Below are 18,632 nucleotides of genomic sequence, written 5' to 3'. Positions count from 1 at the left end.
GCCACCGGGTCGCGGTCCCGCCACGCCTCCACCTCGGCGCCGTCGCGGTAACGGGTGGCGTCGTCGGCGTTGCCGCCCGGCAGCGGGCGGCCCGCTCCGCGCCGGCGGCGCTGGGATCGGCCGCCGACTCCGCGGCGATCTCCGCCGCCCCGGCCGCGCCGAGCACCACCAGCCGGCGCAGCACCGCCCAGCGCAGCTCGGCGTCGACCGCCAGCCCCGCCGGGACGTCCCGACCGGCGAGCCAGCCGGTCAGCAGGTCGGCGTCGGTGGTGGCGGCGATCCAGCCCCGGGCGGCGGCGAGCTGGAGGGACCCACCGGCCGGGGCGCCGTCGAGCAGCCTGCGGCACGCCCCGGCGACCTGCGCCAGCGCGGCCTCGCGGGCGGCCGGGTCGAGGTAGCGGTCGACCAGCGAACGGCTGAGCGTGAGCACGTCCTCCGCGATGATCACCTCGGTCTCGACGGGCAGCGCGGCGGCGATCAGGGCGACCAGGCCGGTGACCGGTCGCTCCCCGTCGGTGGCGGCGTCCAGCGCCTCGCCCCAGAGCAGCGCCCGGGCCAGCGGGTCGGCCAGGGCGGGCAGCACCGTCGGTGCGGCCTCCGCCGACGCCGGGTCGAGCCGGATCTTCGCGAAGGTCAGGTCGCCGTCGTTGGGCAGCAGCAGCCGCGCCGCCGGCTCGCCGGCCAGCTCCGTGAGGACGGTCCGGCCGCCGTCGGCGCCCGGGTCGAGGTCGACCTCCGTGCGGGTGACCGTCCCGTCGGCGGCGTACCGGCCGATCCCGATGCGGTGCGGCCGCGACACGGGGTGCGTCGCCGGGGCGGTCTGCACGATCGCCACCTCGGTGTAGCGGCCGTCCGCGTCGACGGCGACCTCGGCGCGCAGGGTGTTGACCTGCGCCGCCCGCAGCCAGCGCTCGGCCCAGCCGGACAGGTCGCGCCCGCTCGCCGCGCCGAGGCTGCCGAGCAGGTCGGCCAGGGTGGCGTTGCCGAACCGGTGCTTGGCGAAGTGCGCGTTGAGGCCGGCGAGGAAGGCGTCGTCGCCGAGCCAGGCGACCAGCTGCCGCAGCACGCTGGCGCCCTTGGCGTACGAGATGCCGTCGAAGTTGAGCAGCGCCTGGGCCGCGTCGGCCACCTCCTCCGGGGCCACCGGGTGCGTGGAGGGGCGCTGGTCGGCGGCGTAGCCCCACGCCTTGCGCCGCAGGGCGAAGGTCGTCCAGGCCCGGTCGAAGCGGGTGGCCTCGGCGGTAACCCGGGTGCCCAGGTACTCCGCGAAGGACTCGTTCAGCCAGAGGTCGTCCCACCAGCGCATGGTGACCAGGTCACCGAACCACATGTGGGCCATCTCGTGGGCGATGGTGGTGGCGCGCAGCTCGCGCTGGGTGTCGGTGACCGCCGAGCGGAAGACGTAGTCGTCCCGGAAGGTCACGAGGCCCGGGTTCTCCATCGCGCCGGCGTTGAACTCCGGCACGAACGCCTGGTCGTACTTCTCGAAGGGGTAGCGCTCGGCGAAGAGCCGGTGGAACCGGTCGAGGCACTGCTTCGTGACGGTGAAGATCTCCTCGGCGTCGGCGTCCAGGTGCGCCGCGAGCGAGCGCCGGCAGTAGAGCCCGAGGGGGATGCCGTCGTGCTCGTCGCGCCGCACGTGCCAGGGCCCGGCGACCAGCGAGACGAAGTACGTCGCCAGCGGCGCCGTCGGGGCGAACTCCCAGCGCCCGGGTCCCGGGTTGCCGGCGAGCCGGCCGTTGGCCGCGACGACCCAGTGCTCGGGGGCCGTCACCGACAGGGTGACCGGCGCCTTCAGGTCGGGCTGGTCGAACGCGGCGAAGATGCGCTGCGCGTCGTCCAGGAAGGACATCGCGTAGAGGTACGTCTCGCCGTCGGCGGGGTCGACGAAGCGGTGCATCCCCTCGCCGGTGTTCGTGTACGCCATCTCGGCGGCGACGGTCAGCGTGTTGGCCTCGGCCAGCCCGGTCAGCGGCAGCCGGTTGTCGTCCAGCGTGGCCGGGTCGAGGTCCCGGTCGTTGAGGCGTACCGCGAGCAGTTTCGCGGGCCTGACCTCGGCGAAGGTCTCCGCGCCGGGGGTCGCCCGGAAGCGGATGGTGACGTCGGAGCGGAACCGCTCCCCGCCGCCGGTGAGGTCGAGGTCCACCTGATAGGACTCGACGGTGATCGCCGCGCCACGCGCGGTCGCCTCTACACGGGTCAGGCTCGGCATCCGCTTATCCTGCCCGATGGGGATCCGCACGTGTCTCCCCACGACCCGCACTGGAGGACTGAACCATGGCTTCGCACCCCAAGGGCGACTTCGATTTGTCTCGGGCGGTCTGGCAGCGGGCCGAGGGCGACACCTCCGAGAGCGCCGTCGAGGTGGCCTTCGTCGACGACCTGATCGGCATGCGCAACTCCGCCGAGCCGGACGGCCCGGTGCTGGTCTTCACCCAGGCGGAGTGGGACGCCTTCGTCGCCGGCGCGCAGGACGGCGAGTTCGACCTGGACTGACCGCTGTCGGCAGGGCGGTTCCGTCGGCGCCGCGCTTGTTCCCGGGGGCCGTCCCGTCGGCGCCGCGCTTGTTCCCGGGGCGTCCCGTCGGCGCCGGGCCGGCACGCCGGCGCCGCGCCTGTTCGCGGGGCCGTCCCGTTGACGCCACGCCGTTCCGCAGTGCCGATGTCTCCCAGCGCGGCGGGCCGGCCCGTGCTGCCGGCCCGCCGCGTGGTGCCGGGCGGGCTCAGTCGCCGTCGCCCCAGCCCAGCCCGCCCGGGCCGGGGGCGTGGTGGAAGCCGGGGTGGCCGGCCACGTCGGCGCAGCGCTCCCCGTCCGGGCCGGACGCGCCGCAGAACAGCCGCTCGGCCCGCTGCCACGCGTCGGCCGGCGACAGCGCCGACGCGCCCAGGGCCAGCTCCGGGCGCAGCAGGCTAAGCGCCTCCGCGTAGCCGACGGCGATCTCCCGGGCGTACTCGGTGTCGGGCGCGGTGAAGCCGAGGTGCACGGTGAAGAACCGGCCCGGGCGGGCCGGCCGGCGCGGCGGCGCGATCAACGACGCGCCGGCGACCTCCCGTCCCGCGCCGAGCCTGTCCAGCGCCCGTCGTTGCCGCCAGTACGGCGGCCTGTTGTCGCGCATGCGTCCTCCCCGTGGCGATCGTGGCGGGCCCGTCGTCGCCGGTGACGGGCCCGGTCGCGGTCCGGCTGCCGGCCTTCGGCACGCCGACACCCGACCGGACCGCTCCCCCGAGCCAACCAGCTCTCCGCGCCCCTGGGAGGGGCCAGCGCCGAGCCGTCCGGCTGGCCCCCTCCCCCGCGCTTCTCGTCTCGCCGGCGCGGAACCGGGGCGGGGCGAACCGCCGGTGGCCTCCCGGCCGGACCCGGAAGGCCGCCGAAGCCCGGCCGGGCCGCCGGGGCACGGCCGATCCGCCGGGGCACGGCCGATCCGCCGGGGCACGGCCGGTCCGCCGGTGGGATTCAGCCACGCCGGCCTGGGTAGACGCAGAGGCGTCGACGAGATCCGCCGGCCGGCGACGGCCGCCACCCCGGTCAGGAGACCCGATGGCCACCATCCCGACGGAGCGCAGCCCCGACAGTTCGCTGGCGTTCCTGCGCGACGGCTACCGCTTCGTCGGCCGCCGGTGCGACCGCCACGGCAGCGACATCTTCCAGGCCCGGCTGCTGCTGGAGCGCACCATCTGCCTGCGGGGGCGGCCGGCGGCCGAACTCTTCTACGACGCCGAGCGCTTCGTCCGCACCGGAGCCATGCCGAAGCGGGCGCAGCGCACCCTGACCGGCCAGGGCGGCGTACAGGGGCTGGACGACCAGGACCACGCCGACCGCAAGGCCATGTTCATGTCGATCATGACGCCGGACGCGATCCGGCGCCTCGGGCAGCTCTTCGACGACGAGTGGCGCGCCCGCGTCCCGGCCTGGGAGGCGGGCGGGCCGGTGGTGCTCTACGACGAGGTCGGCCGGATGCTGACCCGCGCGGTCTGCGCCTGGGCGGGCGTCCCCCTCGCCGGCGGCGAGGTCGACCGGCGCACCGCCGACCTGCACGCGATGATCGACGGACCGGCGGCGCTCGGCCCGCGGCACTGGCGGGGCCTGTTCGGCCGCCGCCGGGGCGAGCGCTGGATCGGCGGCGTCATCGACCGCGAGCGCGTCGGCACGCTGCCGGCGCCCGAGGGCAGCGCGCTGCGCGTCATCGCCGAGCACCGGGACGCCCGGGGGCGGCTGCTCCCCCGCCGGATCGCGGCGGTCGAGCTGCTCAACATCCTGCGCCCCACGGTCGCCGTCGACCGCTTCGTCGTCTTCGCCGCCCTGGCCCTGCACGACCATCCGGCCTGGCGGCAGCGGGTCCGCGAGAGCGACGAGGCCACCGAGAGCTTCGTGCAGGAGGTACGCCGGTTCTACCCCTTCTTCCCGGTCGCCGCGGCCCGGGTGCGGCGCTCCTTCGACTGGCAGGGCTACCACTTCCCGCGCGGCCGTCGGGTGCTGCTCGACCTGTACGGCACCGACCACCACCCGCAGCTCTGGCCCGAGCCGGAGCGGTTCCGCCCGGAGCGCTTCACCGGCTGGCGGGGCGACCCGTTCGGTCTCGTCCCGCAGGGCGGCGGCCAGCACCTGACCGGCCACCGCTGCGCCGGCGAGTGGATCACCATCGAGCTGATGAAGCGGGCCGTGACCAACCTGACCACGGTGATGCGCTACGAGGTACCGCCGCAGGACCTGGCCGTGAGCCTCAACCGGATGCCGGCGCTGCCGCCGAGCGGCTTCCTGGTCACGAACGTCCGGCGTACCGCCTGAGCGCCGCCACGCCGGGCCGCGGGGGCCCACCGGCCCCCGCGACGCGGCGGATCAGGCCGGGTGCAGCACGGAGCGCAGGCAGCCGTCCTCCTTCTTCTCGAACACCTCGTAGCCGCGCGCGCCCTCCTCGAGCGACATCGGGTGGGTGGCCAGGTAGCCGGGGTCGATCTCGCCGGCCGCGAGCCGGTCCAGCAGCATCGGGATGTAGCGCTGGGCGTGCATCTGCCCCATCCGCAGCACCAGCGCCTTGTTCATCGCCGCGCCGAGGGGGAACTTGTCCACCAGGCCGGCGTAGACGCCGACGATGCTGACCGTCCCGCCCTTGCGGCAGGCCATGATCGCCTGCCGTACCGAGGTGGGGCGGTCGGTCTGGAGGCGGGCGGTCTGCTTCGCCCTGTCGTACGCGTACGCCGGACCGACGTCGTGGGACTCCATGCCGACCGCCTCGATGCACGCGTCGGGCCCCCGGCCGGCGGTCATCTCCCGCAGCGCCTCCAGCACGTCGGTCTCCGCGTAGTTGACCGTCTCGACGCCGAGCCGGTCGGCGGCGGTGGCGAGCCGCTCCGGCAGCCGGTCGATCACGATCACCCGTTCCGCGCCGAGAAGCTGCGCGGACCGCGCCGCCATCTGGCCGACCCCGCCGGCGCCCCAGACCGCGACCACCTCGCCGCCCTTCAGCGCGCAGAAGTCGGCGGCCATCCAGCCGGTGGGCATCGCGTCGGAGGCGAACACCACCGAGTCGTCGGGCACCCCGTCGGGGACCGGGAACGCCCCGATGTCGCCGAAGGGCACCCGGACGTACTCCGCGTGGCTGCCGGAGTAGCCCCCGGCGGCGTGCGAGTAGCCGAGGATGCCGGCCGGCGAGTGCCCCCAGAGCTTCTCCGTGAAGACCGGTTGGGGGTTGGAGTTGTCGCAGAGCGAGTACTGCTCGGTGCGGCAGTACCAGCAGCCGCCGCAGGCCACCACCGAGCCGACCACCACGCGGTCGCCGACGCGCAGCCGCCGTACGCCGGGGCCGGTCTCCACGACCTCGCCCGTGAACTCGTGGCCGAGGACGTCGCCCGCCCGCATCGCCGGCAGGTAGCCGTTGATCAGGTGCAGGTCGGAGCCGCAGACGCTGCTGGCCCGTACCTTGACGATGATGTCGCCCTCCGCGCGGACGCGCGGCTCCGGCACGTCGCGTACGGCCAGCTTGCCGACGCCTTCCCAGCAGAGCGCCCTCACGCCCGTCCTCCCGTCGTCAGCCGCTCCCGGATCCTGTCGGTGCTCTTCTCCCGGGCCGGCCCGCGCCCGGACGGGTCCCGCCGGGTGTCGATCACCTGCCCGCACTCCACCAGCGACTTCACCCGCCGCAGCACGTCCCGCAGCGCCAGGTCCGGCTCGTGGCCGCCCGCCAGGCCGAGCGCCCGGCGCACCGGGCCCGAGCGCCACCGCAGCTCGGCACGGATCTCCGTGCCCCGGTCCCGGGGCGCGGGCGTCAGCTCCACGGTGCCCTCCTGCTCCGGACCGTCGGTCACCCGCCAGCGCAGCCGACCGGGGCCGTCGACGGTGATCTCGGCACGCCACTCGGCGCCGCCGCCCTCCGGGTCGCGCGCCACACAGCGCCACCGGTCGTCGTCGAGCCGCTCCAGGGTCGCCCACTCGGCCAGCGCCCGGTCCATCCGCTCCCGGTCGGTCCAGAACCCGATCACCGCCTCGACCGGCCGGTCGACCGTCACACCGCGCCGCACCACGTACCAGCCGTCGCGCCGTTCGGGCTGGTGGCGGTGTCGCCGCCGGGCCACCGCCCGGCCGACGCCGACCGCGGTCACCGTGGTGACGCCGAGCAGCGCCCACCTCGTTCCGTTGCTGGTCATCACGTCTCCTCCACCCGGGCGACCGGAGATGGACACCCGTGCCGACTGCGCTACCCGGCGTCGCCGGACCGAAACGACGAATCGGTTTGACCGGCCGTTATCCGGGCACCTGCTGCGGGCAGCCACCGTCATGGGGGAGACACCGTTGTCCTTCGACGCCAGCGAGTACGGCCGACACGTCGCCGAGGTCTACGACGAGGCGTACGCCCATCTCACGCCGGACGCCGCCGTCGAGCGGCTGGCCGCGCTGGCCGATGGCGGCCCGGTGTGCGAGTTCGGCATCGGCACCGGCCGGCTCGCGCTGCCGCTGGTCGCCCGGGGGCTGACCGTGGCCGGCGTCGAGGGCTCCTCCGAGATGGTCGCCGGCCTGCGCGAGAAGCCCGGCGGCGACGCGGTCGAGGTGGCCGTCGGCGACTTCGCCGAGACCCGGGTGCCGGGCGAGTTCGCGCTGGTGGTGCTCGCGTTCAACACGATCTTCGCGCTGCCGGACCAGGCCGCCCAGGTGGCCTGCTTCCGTAACGCCGCCGCCCACCTGCGGCCCGGCGGCCGGTTCGTGGTCGAGGCCTGGGTGCCCGATCCCGGGGCGTTCCGGGCCGGCGGCGCACTGCGCCCGGTGCGGGTGGCCGAGGACGCGGTGCTGCTGGAGGCCGCCCTGCTGCACCCCGCCGAGCAACGGATGACCACGACGAAGGTGCGGCTCAGCAACACCGGGGTGCAGTTGCTGCCGGCCAACCACCGCTACGCCTGGCCCGCCGAACTGGACCTGATGGCCGAGCTGGCCGGGATGCGCCGGGAGCACCGGTGGGCGGACTGGACCGGGCGGCCGTTCACCGACGACAGCCGCGAGCACGTCTCGGTCTACCGCCGGCCGGAGCGGGCGTGAGCGCCCCCACCCGTCCCGCCGGCGCTCCCGGCCCGGACGGCCACCGCCGCCCCGCGCCGGCGCCGACCACCCACGATCACCACTCCGCCGGCCGGACGCCGCCCTCCGGCACCGCCGACGACGGCCGCGCCACGCCGGCTCCCGACACCGCCGACGCCGGCCGCGCCACGCCGGCTCCCGACACCGCCGGCGCCGGCCGCGCCACGCCCACCGCCGTCGGCCGCCACCACTCCGCCGGTCCGACGCCGCCCTCCGGCACCGCCGACGACGGCCACGCCACCGCCGGCGCCGGCGCCGTCGGGGGGTGCCGGCTGCCCGTCGCGTACGTCCTGCCGCTGCGCTGGGCCGACGACGCCGGCCTGCCCGAGCTGACCGGCTACCTGCGTTGGCTCAGCGCCCGGGTCGACGTGACCGTGGTGGACGGTTCGCCGCCGGAGCTGTTCCACCGGCACCGGTCGGCCTGGCGCGGGCTGGTCCGGCACCTGCCGCCCGATCCCGCCCTGCGTGGCGTCAACGGGAAGGTGACCGGCGTGCTCACCGGAGTCGGCGCGGCCCGGCACGAACACGTCGTGATCGCCGACGACGACGTCCGGTACGACGAGGCGGGGCTGCGGGCCGTGCACCGGCTGCTCGACCGGGTGGACCTGGTCCGGCCGCAGAACTACTTCGACCCGCTGCCCTGGCACGCCTGGTGGGACACGGGACGCACGCTGCTCAACCGGGCGCTCGGCGCCGACTACCCCGGCACCCTGGCGGTGCGCCGGAGCACCTTCCTCGCCATGGGCGGCTACGACCCGGACGTGCTCTTCGAGAACCTGGAGCTGATCCGCACCGTCCGCGCGTACGGGGGCACCGAGGCGGCGCCCGCCTGGTTGCACGTACGCCGGCTGCCGCCCGACACCGGCCACTTCCTCGGCCAGCGGGTCCGCCAGGCGTACGACGACCTGGCCCAGCCGGCCCGCCTGGTGGCCTCGCTCGCGGTCCTGCCGGCGCTGACGGCGGCGGTCGCGGCCCGGCGGCCGAGGCTGCTGCTCGGGGCGGCCGCGACCACGGTGCTCCTGGCCGAGGCGGGCCGGCGCCGGGGCGGCGGCGTCCGGGTCTTCCCGCCGGCCACCGCCCTGGCAGCACCGCTCTGGGTGCTGGAACGCGGCACGTGCAGCTGGCTCGCCGTCGGCCGGCGACTCCTCTTCGGCGGGGTGCGCTACGCCGGCGGACGGGTACGCCGCGCCGCCCACTTCGAACGCACCCTCCGCCACCCCCACCCCCACCCCCACTGACCCCGCCCCCGGCCCTGGCCCTGGCCCCGGCCCCGGCCCCGGCCCCGGCCCCGGCCCCGGCCCCGGCCCCGGCGATCTTGCACTTCCTGCCCCGACAAATCGGGCAAGGTTCGCAAAGGAGGGGCCACAACTGCAAGATCGCGGGAGGCGGAACGCGGCGCGGGAGGCGGGGGGCGGCGCGGAGGCGGGGCGCGGCGCGGGAGGCGGGGGCGCGGCGCGGGAGGCAGCGGTGCGGGTGTACGCGACAGCTCGCGGCCACGTCCCGGGCAGTTCCGGGAGTGGCCGCGAGCTGTCGCGTACGGGGACGTCCGGTCAGTACCGCACCTGTTCGCGCGACTGCTGCGCCTGGTCCTTCACGTCCTGCGCGGCGGAGCGTGTGTCGTCCTTGACGGCGTGCACCGCGTCCTGCGCGGTGGACTTCACCGACTCGGTGGCGTGCTGCGCCGGCTCGCGCAGCTCCTCCTTGAGCTCGCTGGCCACCTCGCCCAGCTTCTCCTTCACCACCCCGGCGTGCTCGCCGGCCTTCTCCTTCACCTGCGTCGCCACCTGCTGCTCGCGGCGGGTCGCCGGGATCAGCGAGGAGGCGAGCCAGCCGACGCCGAACGCGATCAGGCCGGCGGCCAGCGGGTTGCCCTCGGACTTCTGGCGGATCACGTGCGGGGCCCGGTGCGCGGCGTCGCTGACCGTCGAGGCGGCCGAGTGCGCCTTGTCACCGACCGCCGCGGCGGCCGAGTGCGCCTTGTCGCTGACGGCGGACGCCGCCGACGAGGCGTGGTCGCCCACCGAGTGGGCGCCGTGCTTGGTGCTGTGACCCAGGTCGGAAGCGGTTCCCATCACCTTGTCCCTCACATTCTGCAGTGCGTTGCGGGCCCGCTGCTTGCGGTCGTCGACGATGCGGGCGGGGCTGACCTTGTACGCCAGCGCGTCCACGTCGGAGCTCAGGTTGCTCCGGGTGGCTTCGATCTCCCGGCGGATCTGGTCCGGGTCGGTGCTCATCGGGTGACCTCCTGCGGGTGGGGCTTGAGCGCGTCGGGAATCCGCTGCACGCTGTCGTTGGTCTGCTTGAGGCCGCGGATCCGCTCGGCGTTCTTCTTGGCCATGGAGTAGAGGACCGCGGCGATCGCGCCCCAGATGACGGCCACGATCAGGGCCGCCCAGCCGGCGTCCATCACGTTGGACAGCCCGGCCCAGAGGGCCAGCGACAGGAACAGGGCCACCATGTAGCCGCCGAAGCCGGCGCCGCCGAAGAAGCCGGCGGCCTTGCCCGCTTTCTTGCCCTCCTGGCGGATCTCGGCCTTGGCGAGTTCCACCTCCTGCCGCATCAGGGTGGACAGGTCGGTGGTGACCTGGCGCATCAGCTCACCGATCGAGCTGCTCCTGACCTCGTCCGCGTCGTGGGGGTGGTAACCGGAGTTCAGCCCCGACCCCTGCGTCGGCATGCTCATGCCGCCGCCTCCCTTCGGATGACTCGTGTGCTCACGGACGGGTGGTCCCGCTCGACGGCACGCCCGGCAGCGGGTCGGTCTGGGTCACCGGCGGCAGCGGCTGGCCGACGCCGCCGGCCGGGTCGGCGTAGCTGGTGGTGGTCTGCGGGTCGGCGTACGCGCCCGGGGTCGGGTCCAGGTAGCCACCCGGCGGTACGGCGTCCGGCACCGTGCGCGGGGCCGGCGTCGTCGGGATGACCGCGGTGCGGTCGGGGTCGTAGCCGGCGCCGTACGCCTGGTGGCCGGTGCCGTTCTGACCGTCGCCGGCCGCGGAGATGTTCTTGGTCAGCCGGCCGGCGAGCACACCCAGCACGGCCGCGCCGACGAGGAAGGTGCCGGGGTTGCGGCGGGCGTAGTCGCGGACCTCGGCGATGAGGTCGCCGGGCTCCCGCTGCTCCAGCCAGCCGGCCACTCCGTGCACCCGGTCGGCGGCCTGGCGGGCGATCTCGCTCACCGGGCCGGCCTGGCCGCCCTGCTCGGCCATCGCGCGCATCTCGTCGGCCAGCGAGCGGAGCCCGCCGGCGGCGCGCCGCTGCTGCTCGCCGGCCTGGCCGGCGACCTGGGTGCGGGCCTCGCCGAGGAGGTTGCGCGCCTGGAGCTTCGCCTCGCCGACGACCTCCCGGCCCTGCTGCTTGGCCGTCTCGGCCACGGCGCCGCCGGCCTGCTTGGCCTCGGTGCCGACCTGACGGGCCTGGTCGCGGACTCCGCCGCCGTTGGTCGACTCCTGCCCGTACGTGGAAGTCGTGGGTGACAGATCGTAAGTCATGATTTCCCTTCCGCTCGGAAAGTCGTCGCGGTTGTGCTGGGGGGATGCGTCGGCCGTTCCTGCCGTCGCCTCCCTTGACCTACCCTCCGTCGTCGTTTCCATACCTCGTTCGTGACTTCTCCTGCGCCCCGTCGCCGAGGGCTACAAAATGGAGGATCGTCGGGTCGGGTATCGGAGTCGTCGCACAACGTGACGGCCGGTGGGTCGCGACCGGCGCCGCGGGCAGGGCGTTCCGCGGGTCCACGGAGGTGACATCGATGGCACGGAACGCACGCGGCGGCGCCCGGGGGCCGAAGCCGCGGGTGCAGCTGGCGGCCTTGGCCGCGGCCGGGGTCTTCCTCCTGGTCGGCGTGCTCGGGTTCGTGCCCGGCGTCACCACCGACTACGGCGACATGACGTTCGCCGGTCACCACTCCGAGGCCCGGCTGCTCGGCCTGTTCCAGGTGTCGATCCTGCACAACGTGCTGCACCTGGGCTTCGGGCTGGCCGGCCTGGTGCTGGCCCGCAGCGTCGCCGGGGCGCGGGTCTTCCTCGCCGGCGGCGGCGCGCTCTATCTCGGCCTGTGGCTGTACGGCCTGGCGATCGACCGGGAGAGCGCCGCGAACTTCATCCCGGTCAACGACGCCGACAACTGGCTGCACCTGGTCCTCGGCTTCGGCATGCTGGCCCTCGGCCTGCTGCTGTCCAACCGGGTGGGCACGGGCACCGCCCTGGACGACCCATTCGACCGTCCCTGACCCCCTCGCCGGCTCTGCGGCGTTTGCCCGGCTCGTCTTCCGGGCACCGAGGATCAAGGACCGTCGACAAGGAGGTCGTCATGCCTCGTTGGCTGCGCGACAACGCGCTGACCATCGCCATGTTCGGCGCTTTCCTCGTCTTCCTGGTGCTGCAGAGCGTGTTCGGCTGGCAGACCCGCAACGAGGAGCTCGTCGAGTTCGGGGCCGAGCCGACGAGCTGGGCGGCGTACCTGAGCAGTGGTCACTTCATGGAGTCCGTCTTCGAGAACTGGGAGTCGGAGTTCCTCCAGATGGGCGGCTACGTGCTGCTCACCGCGTACCTGGTGCAGCGCGGCTCGGCGGAGTCGAAGCCGGTGAAGCAGACCGACCGGCCCGAGGACGACGAGCGTCGGGCCACCGCCGACTCGCCCTGGCCGGTGCGCGTCGGCGGCCTGCCCCTGGCGATCTACCGGAACAGCCTCTCCATCGCGCTGCTGCTGATCTTCGCCGGCTCGTTCGTCGGCCACCTGCTCGGCGGCACCGCCGAGTACAACGAACAGCAGGCGCTGCAGAGCGGGGCGCCGCCGATCGGCGTGTGGGAGTTCTTCGGCACCAGCGAGTTCTGGTTCCAGTCCATGCAGAACTGGCAGAGCGAGTTCCTAGCCGTCGGCACGCTGATCGTGCTGAGCATCTTCCTGCGCCAGCACGCCTCGCCCGAGTCGAAGCCGGTCACGGTGGCGCACGCGCACACCGGCGACTGACCGGAGACCGCCACCTAGGCCTCCGCGGGCCGGGAAGGCCACGAGCCACGAGCCGCGAGCCGGGCCCGTCGCGGCCGCCGCCGAGGCCGGCCGCCGTCAGGCCGGGACGGGCAGCCGCTTGGCGAAGCAGACGCTGTACGGGTTGTCGACGTACTCGCCGTAGACCGGGATCGGCTCGTATCCGCAGGAGGTGTAGAGGCCGATCGCGGCCGGCAGGTAGGTCGCGGTCTCCAGGCAGACCCTCGGGTGCCCGTACTGGTGGGCCATCTCCTCCAGGGCGGAGAGCAGTTGCCGGGCGATGCCCCGCCCCCGGTACGCCGGGCGCACGTACATCCGCTTGACCTCGCCGCTGCCGTCGGGCAGGGCCTGCAGGCCGCCACAGGCGACGGCCCGGCCGTCGACCACCACCGCCAGGTACCGGATGTCGTCGTGGGTGAGCGTCGCCTGACCCTCCAGCCCCCCGTCGGCCTCCCGCAGCTCACGCTGCTGGGCGACCACCAGAGTGGCGATCTCCGGGTCGGTGGCGGGACGCGTCTCGATCAGCATCCCGCCACGTTAGGACGGCAGCGTTTCGCGCAGGTTTCCGTGAACCGTCGCGGCCACGGAGCGCAACGAGCTATTCGACGTCGTCGGCAACGTCGTCCGAGAGGTCGGCGTCGGTGCCCTCGATCTCGTCGGTCGACCGCTGCCGGCGGGCCTTGCGGGCCGCCAGGCGCTCCGCCGCCGAGGCGCGCGTCGACTTCTCCTCCAGCCGGACGTCGGTGCCCCGGTTGCCCGGGACGAAGTCGACGCCGGCGTAGAGGGTCGGCTGCCAGTCGAACTCGCGGTCGCCGATCCGGACCAGGTCGCCGGGCTCCGCGCCGGCCTTGCCGAGCTTCTCCTCGACGCCCAGCCGGGCCAGCCGGTCGGCCAGGTAGCCGACCGCCTCGTCGTTGTCGAAGTTCGTCTGCCGCACCCACCGCTCGGGGCGGACGCCGCGCACGACCCAGGCGCCGTCCGGCGCGGCCTCGATCGTGAAGCCGGCGTCGTCGACCGCCGTCGGCCGGATCACGATCCGGGTCGGCTCGGCCGGCGGCGCCGCGCTGCGCGCCTGCTCCACCAGCTCGGCCATGGCGTACGTCAGCTCCTTGAGCCCTTCCCGGGTGGCCGCGGAGACCTCGAACACCCGGAAGCCGCGCTCCGTCAGGTCCGGGCGGACGATCTCGGCGAGGTCCCGGCCGTCCGGCACGTCGACCTTGTTGAGCGCCACCAGCCGGGGCCGGTCGGCCAGGCCGCCGTACTCGGCCAGCTCGGCCTCGATGGTGTCGATGTCGGCGACCGGGTCCCGGCCGGGCTCCAGGGTGGCGGTGTCGATCACGTGCACCAGCACCGAGCAGCGTTCGATGTGCCGCAGGAACTCCAGGCCGAGGCCCTTGCCGGTGGCGGCCCCGGGAATCAGGCCGGGCACGTCGGCGACCGTGAAGGTGTGGTTGTCCACCCGGACCACGCCCAGGTTCGGCACCAGGGTGGTGAACGGGTAGTCCGCGATCTTCGGCTTGGCGGCGGAGATCACCGAGATCAGCGACGACTTGCCGGCCGACGGGAAGCCCACCAGGCCGACGTCGGCGACGCTCTTGAGCTCCAGCACCACGTCGAGCTGCTCGCCGGGCTCGCCCAGCTCGGCGAAGCCGGGGGCCTTGCGCCGGGCGTTGGCCAGCGACGCGTTGCCCCGGCCGCCGCGCCCGCCCCGGGCCACCTCGAAGGTCGTGCCGGCGCCGACCATGTCGGCCAGCACGGTGCCGTCGGGCGCCTGCACGACGGTGCCGTTGGGCACCTTCAGCACGAGGTTTCGACCGTTGGCGCCGTCGCGGTTCGACCCGGCGCCGCCCTTGCCGTTCTCGGCCTTGACGTGCGGGCGGAAGTGGAAGTCCAGCAGCGTCGTCACCTGCGGGTCGACTTCCAGGGACACGCTGCCGCCGTGCCCGCCGTTGCCGCCGTCGGGGCCACCGAACGGCTTGAACTTCTCCCGGTGGATCGAGACACAACCGTGCCCGCCATCGCCGGCCTGCAGGTGCAGGACGACCCGGTCAACGAACGTCGCCACGGGCGTCAATCCTTCCAGCGAGGTCGGCGCCCCGCACGAGAAAAGCGAAGCGGGCCGGGACACGAGGTCCGCGGCCCGCTGTGCCGGAGGAACTACTGCTGCGGCACGATGCTGACGGTCTTGCGACCGCGCTTGGTGCCGAACTGGACCGCACCGGCGGCCAGCGCGAAGAGCGTGTCGTCTCCGCCGCGGCCGACCAGGTCACCGGGGTGGAACTTGGTGCCACGCTGACGGATGAGGATCTCACCCGCGCTGACGACCTGACCACCGAAGCGCTTCACGCCGAGCCGCTGGGCCGCGGAGTCACGGCCGTTACGCGAGCTGGACGCACCCTTTTTGTGAGCCATCTGAGGACGACCTACTTCCCGCTGGAGATGCCGGTCACCTTGACCTGGGTCAGCGGCTGGCGGTGACCCTGGCGCTTGTGGTAGCCGGTCTTGTTCTTGAACTTGTGGATCCGGATCTTCGGGCCCTTGGTGTGCGCGGCGATCTCGCCGGACACCGCGACCTCGGCAAGCTTCGCCGCGTCGGTCACCAGGTCGTCACCGTCGACGAGGAGCACCGCGGTGAGCTTCACCGCGTCGCCGGGGGCACCGGCGAGCTTCTCGACCTCGATCACGTCGCCCTCGGCGACCTTGTACTGCTTGCCGCCGGTCTTGACGATCGCGTACATCGGAGGCGGACTCCCTGTCGTTGAGGCTGCTAGCGTCTTTTCCCACCGTTGCCGGTCGGTCGTTCCCGCGGCGGCTCGCCGGGTAGCAGAGGCACGGCGGCGCGGGCACGCGAGAACTCGGCACACCAAAGTGCGCCGCAGGCAAGCGTACGCCATGGCGGGGCCGACGCCCAAACCGGCCCCGCAGGTCAGCGGGCGCAGAGCTGGTCGAGGCGCTGCCGGAGCCGGTCGAGCTCGGTCTCGTCGATCGCGTCGACGTCGGTGCCCAGGGTGCCGACCTCGGCCGCCATGTCCGCGAGGAGCGTCTTGAGCTGGGCGTCCTCGGCCCGGCCCGACTCCCGGCGCAGCGCGGCCCGCCAGCCGGTCAGCGCCGCGGAGATGCGCTTGCGGGCGGCCTCGGCGGCCGTGCCGTCGTTCGCACCGACCGCCGCGACCATCTTGCCGAGTTCCTCGACGTACGTCCGCACGGCGGTGTCCCCGGCCGCCTGTGCGGCGGAGCACACCTCGGAGGCGTTGCCGCCCGCCGCCCCGCCGCCCGGGCCGCCCGTGGGGCCGCTCGACGTCGCGCCGGGGGCGGCCGGCTCCGGCCGCCCGGCCGCGCATCCGACGCCGGTGAACAGGACAGCGGTGACCGTTATGACGGCGAGCAGACGGCGCATCGTTCCTCTCCTGACCCCGGGTGCCCGGTCGTGGCCGGGGATCGACCATACGACAGGGCCCCCGCCCCGGGACATTGCCGGGGAAGGGGCCCTGCCAAACGTCGGGCTGGTCAGCCGGTCAGGGCCGGGTACGCCGCCGCGCGCCGCCGCGCCGGGACCGGCGCCGGCCCGAGCCGCCCTCCGGCTCGTCGCCGTCGGTGTCGGCCAGCGCGTCGGGGTCGTCGGGGGCGGCCAGCCGGGCGGACTCGCCCGTCTGGCTGTCGGCGACCTCGGGCGCGGCGGGGGTGTCCGCCTCGTAGCGGGACAGGTCGTAGCCCATGGTGTCGTGGTAGTCGGTGTCCGGGCCGGCCCCGGCGTCGGTCTCGACGACCTCGGCCACGGTCCGCTCGGCCGGCGCGCTCTTGCGGGCCCGCCGCCGGGACGACGCCCCGCCGCCCTGCTCCGCCGTCGCCGGGGTGGCCACGGCCGAGGCGACCGCCTTGACCTTCTCCCCCGCCCCGCCGCCGGAACGCGGCTTCTCCGGCACCGGCTCGGTGTGGATGATCAGGCCCCGGCCCTTGCAGCACTCGCAGGTCTCGCTGAACGCCTCCAGCAGGCCCGCGCCGATCCGCTTGCGGGTCATCTGCACGAGGCCGAGCGAGGTGATCTCGGTGACCTGGTGCTTGGTGCGGTCGCGCCCCAGGCACTCGGTCAGCCGGCGCAGCACCAGCTCGCGGTTCGACTCCAGCACCATGTCGATGAAGTCGATCACCACGATGCCGCCGAGGTCGCGCAGCCGGAGCTGGCGGACGATCTCCTCGGCCGCCTCCAGGTTGTTGCGGGTGACCGTCTCCTCCAGGTTGCCCCCGGAGCCGGTGTACTTGCCGGTGTTGACGTCGATGACCGTCATCGCCTCGGTGCGGTCGATCACCAGCGAGCCGCCCGAGGGCAGGAAGACCTTGCGGTCCAGCCCCTTGATGATCTGCTCGTCGATCCGGTACTCGGCGAAGACGTCGGTGGTGCCGACGTGCCGGCGCAGCCGGGCGACCAGGTCCGGCGAGACGTGCGACAGGTACGACTCGACGATGTCGTACGACTGCTCGCCCTCGATCACCAGCTCGCGGAAGTCCTCGTTGAACAGGTCCCGCACGACTCGGATGACCAGGTCCGGCTCCTCGTAGAGCAGCACCGGGGCGCCGCCCTCGGCCGCCTTGGCCTGGATGTCCTCCCACTGCGCCTGGAGCCGCTTGACGTCGCGGGCCAGCTCGTCCTCGCTGGCGCCCTCGGCGGCGGTCCGGACGATCACGCCCGCGCCGTCCGGGACCAGCTTCTTCAGCACGTCGCGCAGCCGCTTGCGCTCGGTGTCGGGCAGCTTGCGGCTGATGCCGGAGGCGTTGCCGTGGGGCACGTAGACCAGGTGCCGGCCGGAGAGCGCGATGTGGCTGGTGAGCCGCGCGCCCTTGTGGCCGATCGGGTCCTTGGTGACCTGCACGAGCACCGAGTCGCCGGACTTGAGCGCCTGCTCGATCGAGCGGGCCCGGCCCTCCAGTCCGGTGGTGTCCCAGTTGACCTCGCCGGCGTAGAGCACGGCGTTGCGGCCGCGCCCGATGTCGACGAAGGCCGCCTCCATGCTGGGCAGGACGTTCTGCACCTTGCCCAGGTAGACGTTGCCGGCCATGGTGCCCGAGGAGTTGCGGGTGACGTAGTGCTCGACCAGCACCCCGTCCTCCAGGACGGCGATCTGGGTGCGGTCGCCGCGCTGGCGTACCGCCATCACCCGGTCGACGGCCTCCCGGCGGGCCAGGAACTCCGACTCGCTGAGGATCGGCGGCCGGGTCCGGCGCTGCTCACGGCCGTCGCGGCGGCGCTGGCGCTTGGCCTCCAGCCGGGTGGAGCCGGAGACGCCCTGCACCTCGTCGACGGTCTTGCGCGGCTCGCGGATCTTGACGACGGTCGGCACGCCGTCGTCGGCCCCGGCCTCGACGTCACCGGCGCCCCGGCGGCGGCGACGCCGGCGCCGGCGGGTCAGCGCGTCGCCGCCCTCGGCCTCGTCGTCCTCCTCGCCTTCGGCCTCCTCGGACTCGGCCTCGGCCTGCGCGGCCTCCTCGGACTCCTCGTCCTCGGCGTCGTCCGCGCCGCCCTTGCCCCGACCGCGCCCGCGCCGGCCCCGGCGGCGCCGGCGGCGGGCCGCGGCGTCGTCCTCGTCCTCTTCCTCGGCGGCCTCCTCGGCCTCCTCGGACGGCTCCTCCTCGGCCTCGACCACCTCGGCCTCGCGGCGTCCGCGCCGGCGGCGGCGCACCGGCTCGACCGGCTCGGGCGTCTCCTCCTCCTCGGCGGCGGGCTCCTCCTCGACCGGCGCGGGCGTGACGACCCGGGCCAGCGGGACGTCCTCCGGCTGCGGGGCCATGAACAGCACGGTCGGCGCGGAGAGCGCGGCCCGCCGGCGGCGGGTGCGCGGCTCCGGCTCGACGACGGGCTCCGGCTCGACGGCCGGCTCCTCCTCCGCGACCGGCTCCTCCTCGGCGGGCGGGGTCACCGCCACGCCCGGCGGGACCTCGCCCGAGCGGGCCTCCGCGCCGCTGACGGCGACGGGTGCGGCGGCCCCGAACTCGGTGCCCGCCTCCGGCGTGGTCGCGGCGGCTCCGACTTCACGGGGTCGAGTTGCAGACCCCGATCCGAACTGAGACCGGCTTTTTGGGATTCGCTCCAC

19 protein-coding genes are annotated in these 18,632 nt (G+C 74.4%); 6 read left to right on the top strand and 13 right to left on the bottom strand.

The window, feature by feature from the left end:
* Positions 1-2,212 (bottom strand): aminopeptidase N (gene pepN, locus ACWENR_RS22660; protein WP_452278978.1); only part of this gene is annotated, 2,212 nt, incomplete at its 3' end.
* A 65-nt stretch (positions 2,213-2,277) separates the two neighbouring features.
* Between pepN and ACWENR_RS22655 the strand changes: the two genes are divergently transcribed.
* Positions 2,278-2,496: a DUF397 domain-containing protein gene (locus ACWENR_RS22655; protein ID WP_088992395.1), complete on the top strand. Its 219-nt coding sequence runs from the start codon at positions 2,278-2,280 to the stop codon at positions 2,494-2,496.
* Positions 2,497-2,722: 226 nt separating this feature from the next.
* On the opposite strand, the gene ACWENR_RS22650 is transcribed toward ACWENR_RS22655, so the two are convergent.
* Complete coding sequence (locus ACWENR_RS22650) at positions 2,723-3,115, bottom strand: hypothetical protein (protein WP_452278977.1); 393 nt, start codon at positions 3,113-3,115, stop codon at positions 2,723-2,725.
* 422 nt (positions 3,116-3,537) lie between these two features.
* On the opposite strand from ACWENR_RS22650, the gene ACWENR_RS22645 reads away from it, so the two are divergent.
* Positions 3,538-4,785 (top strand): cytochrome P450, encoded by a 1,248-nt coding sequence (locus ACWENR_RS22645; RefSeq protein ID WP_452278976.1) that lies wholly within the window; start codon positions 3,538-3,540, stop codon positions 4,783-4,785.
* A gap of 51 nt (positions 4,786-4,836) precedes the next feature.
* On the opposite strand, the gene ACWENR_RS22640 is transcribed toward ACWENR_RS22645, so the two are convergent.
* Together ACWENR_RS22640 and ACWENR_RS22635 are read right to left on the bottom strand one after the other, a co-directional pair.
* Positions 4,837-6,009, bottom strand: a complete 1,173-nt coding sequence (locus ACWENR_RS22640) for a zinc-dependent alcohol dehydrogenase (RefSeq protein ID WP_452278975.1) — start codon at positions 6,007-6,009, stop codon at positions 4,837-4,839.
* Positions 6,006-6,641, bottom strand: coding sequence for an SRPBCC family protein (locus ACWENR_RS22635; RefSeq protein ID WP_452278974.1), 636 nt, complete (start codon positions 6,639-6,641; stop codon positions 6,006-6,008). The genes ACWENR_RS22640 and ACWENR_RS22635 overlap by 4 nt, the downstream gene beginning before the upstream one ends.
* Before the next feature lie 145 nt (positions 6,642-6,786).
* Between ACWENR_RS22635 and ACWENR_RS22630 the strand changes: the two genes are divergently transcribed.
* Together ACWENR_RS22630 and ACWENR_RS22625 are read left to right on the top strand one after the other, a co-directional pair.
* The gene (locus ACWENR_RS22630) at positions 6,787-7,524 is read left to right on the top strand and encodes a class I SAM-dependent DNA methyltransferase (RefSeq protein ID WP_452278973.1); all 738 of its coding nucleotides are present in this window, start codon (positions 6,787-6,789) and stop codon (positions 7,522-7,524) included.
* Complete coding sequence (locus ACWENR_RS22625; protein WP_452278972.1) at positions 7,521-8,801, top strand: glycosyltransferase; 1,281 nt, start codon at positions 7,521-7,523, stop codon at positions 8,799-8,801. The genes ACWENR_RS22630 and ACWENR_RS22625 overlap by 4 nt, the downstream gene beginning before the upstream one ends.
* A 312-nt stretch (positions 8,802-9,113) precedes the next feature.
* Here ACWENR_RS22625 and ACWENR_RS22620 read toward each other — a convergent pair whose 3' ends face one another.
* Genes ACWENR_RS22620 through ACWENR_RS22610 form a run of 3 tightly spaced genes read right to left on the bottom strand, consistent with a single transcriptional unit; the run spans position 9,114 to position 11,051 of the window.
* Entirely contained in the window at positions 9,114-9,797 is a 684-nt protein-coding gene (locus ACWENR_RS22620) for a DUF3618 domain-containing protein (protein ID WP_452278971.1), read from the bottom strand.
* A complete protein-coding gene (locus ACWENR_RS22615) occupies positions 9,794-10,246 on the bottom strand; it encodes a phage holin family protein (RefSeq protein ID WP_452278970.1) in 453 nt (150 codons plus the stop codon). Before ACWENR_RS22615 ends, ACWENR_RS22620 begins: the two co-directional genes overlap by 4 nt.
* Positions 10,247-10,277: 31 nt before the next feature.
* Positions 10,278-11,051: a hypothetical protein gene (locus tag ACWENR_RS22610; RefSeq protein WP_452278969.1), complete on the bottom strand. Its 774-nt coding sequence runs from the start codon at positions 11,049-11,051 to the stop codon at positions 10,278-10,280.
* A 257-nt stretch (positions 11,052-11,308) separates the two neighbouring features.
* Here ACWENR_RS22610 and ACWENR_RS22605 point away from each other — a divergent pair, with 257 nt between their 5' ends.
* Both ACWENR_RS22605 and ACWENR_RS22600 read left to right on the top strand, forming a co-directional pair.
* Entirely contained in the window at positions 11,309-11,788 is a 480-nt protein-coding gene (locus tag ACWENR_RS22605; protein ID WP_452278968.1) for a DUF4383 domain-containing protein, read from the top strand.
* Between the two features lie 80 nt (positions 11,789-11,868).
* Positions 11,869-12,528 carry a DUF6766 family protein gene (locus tag ACWENR_RS22600; protein ID WP_452278967.1) on the top strand — a complete coding sequence of 220 codons (660 nt, stop codon included), beginning with the start codon at positions 11,869-11,871 and terminating at the stop codon, positions 12,526-12,528.
* A gap of 96 nt (positions 12,529-12,624) precedes the next feature.
* On the opposite strand, the gene ACWENR_RS22595 is transcribed toward ACWENR_RS22600, so the two are convergent.
* The 6 genes from ACWENR_RS22595 to ACWENR_RS22570 all read right to left on the bottom strand — a co-directional run.
* A complete protein-coding gene (locus tag ACWENR_RS22595) occupies positions 12,625-13,074 on the bottom strand; it encodes a GNAT family N-acetyltransferase (protein ID WP_452278966.1) in 450 nt (149 codons plus the stop codon).
* Between the two features lie 70 nt (positions 13,075-13,144).
* Complete coding sequence (obgE, locus tag ACWENR_RS22590) at positions 13,145-14,611, bottom strand: GTPase ObgE (protein ID WP_452278965.1); 1,467 nt, start codon at positions 14,609-14,611, stop codon at positions 13,145-13,147.
* A 92-nt stretch (positions 14,612-14,703) separates the two neighbouring features.
* Positions 14,704-14,958 carry a 50S ribosomal protein L27 gene (rpmA, locus tag ACWENR_RS22585; RefSeq protein ID WP_088975624.1) on the bottom strand — a complete coding sequence of 85 codons (255 nt, stop codon included), beginning with the start codon at positions 14,956-14,958 and terminating at the stop codon, positions 14,704-14,706.
* 11 nt (positions 14,959-14,969) lie between these two features.
* Positions 14,970-15,284 carry a 50S ribosomal protein L21 gene (rplU, locus tag ACWENR_RS22580; RefSeq protein ID WP_088982529.1) on the bottom strand — a complete coding sequence of 105 codons (315 nt, stop codon included), beginning with the start codon at positions 15,282-15,284 and terminating at the stop codon, positions 14,970-14,972.
* A 188-nt stretch (positions 15,285-15,472) separates the two neighbouring features.
* Positions 15,473-15,943, bottom strand: a complete 471-nt coding sequence (locus tag ACWENR_RS22575; protein WP_452278964.1) for a hypothetical protein — start codon at positions 15,941-15,943, stop codon at positions 15,473-15,475.
* A 118-nt stretch (positions 15,944-16,061) separates the two neighbouring features.
* A partial coding sequence (locus ACWENR_RS22570) for an Rne/Rng family ribonuclease (protein ID WP_452278963.1) occupies positions 16,062-18,632 on the bottom strand: 2,571 nt, incomplete at its 5' end.

The organism is Micromonospora sp. NPDC004336 (genome assembly GCF_053602615.1).
Note: the sequence above shows the minus strand (reverse complement) of the source record. Positions and strands in the feature narration are given on the sequence as shown.

Excerpts from the sequence above, each read along its gene's own strand:
- ACWENR_RS22655 (WP_088992395.1), top strand. The coding sequence starts at position 2,278 with ATGGCTTCGCACCCCAAGGGCGACTTCGATTTGTCTCGGGCGGTCTGG.
- ACWENR_RS22650 (WP_452278977.1), bottom strand. The coding sequence starts at position 3,115 with ATGCGCGACAACAGGCCGCCGTACTGGCGGCAACGACGGGCGCTGGAC.
- ACWENR_RS22645 (WP_452278976.1), top strand. The coding sequence starts at position 3,538 with ATGGCCACCATCCCGACGGAGCGCAGCCCCGACAGTTCGCTGGCGTTC.
- ACWENR_RS22635 (WP_452278974.1), bottom strand. The coding sequence starts at position 6,641 with ATGACCAGCAACGGAACGAGGTGGGCGCTGCTCGGCGTCACCACGGTG.
- ACWENR_RS22620 (WP_452278971.1), bottom strand. The coding sequence starts at position 9,797 with ATGAGCACCGACCCGGACCAGATCCGCCGGGAGATCGAAGCCACCCGG.
- ACWENR_RS22615 (WP_452278970.1), bottom strand. The coding sequence starts at position 10,246 with ATGAGCATGCCGACGCAGGGGTCGGGGCTGAACTCCGGTTACCACCCC.
- ACWENR_RS22610 (WP_452278969.1), bottom strand. The coding sequence starts at position 11,051 with ATGACTTACGATCTGTCACCCACGACTTCCACGTACGGGCAGGAGTCG.
- ACWENR_RS22605 (WP_452278968.1), top strand. The coding sequence starts at position 11,309 with ATGGCACGGAACGCACGCGGCGGCGCCCGGGGGCCGAAGCCGCGGGTG.
- ACWENR_RS22600 (WP_452278967.1), top strand. The coding sequence starts at position 11,869 with ATGCCTCGTTGGCTGCGCGACAACGCGCTGACCATCGCCATGTTCGGC.
- ACWENR_RS22595 (WP_452278966.1), bottom strand. The coding sequence starts at position 13,074 with ATGCTGATCGAGACGCGTCCCGCCACCGACCCGGAGATCGCCACTCTG.
- rpmA (WP_088975624.1), bottom strand. The coding sequence starts at position 14,958 with ATGGCTCACAAAAAGGGTGCGTCCAGCTCGCGTAACGGCCGTGACTCC.
- rplU (WP_088982529.1), bottom strand. The coding sequence starts at position 15,284 with ATGTACGCGATCGTCAAGACCGGCGGCAAGCAGTACAAGGTCGCCGAG.
- ACWENR_RS22575 (WP_452278964.1), bottom strand. The coding sequence starts at position 15,943 with ATGCGCCGTCTGCTCGCCGTCATAACGGTCACCGCTGTCCTGTTCACC.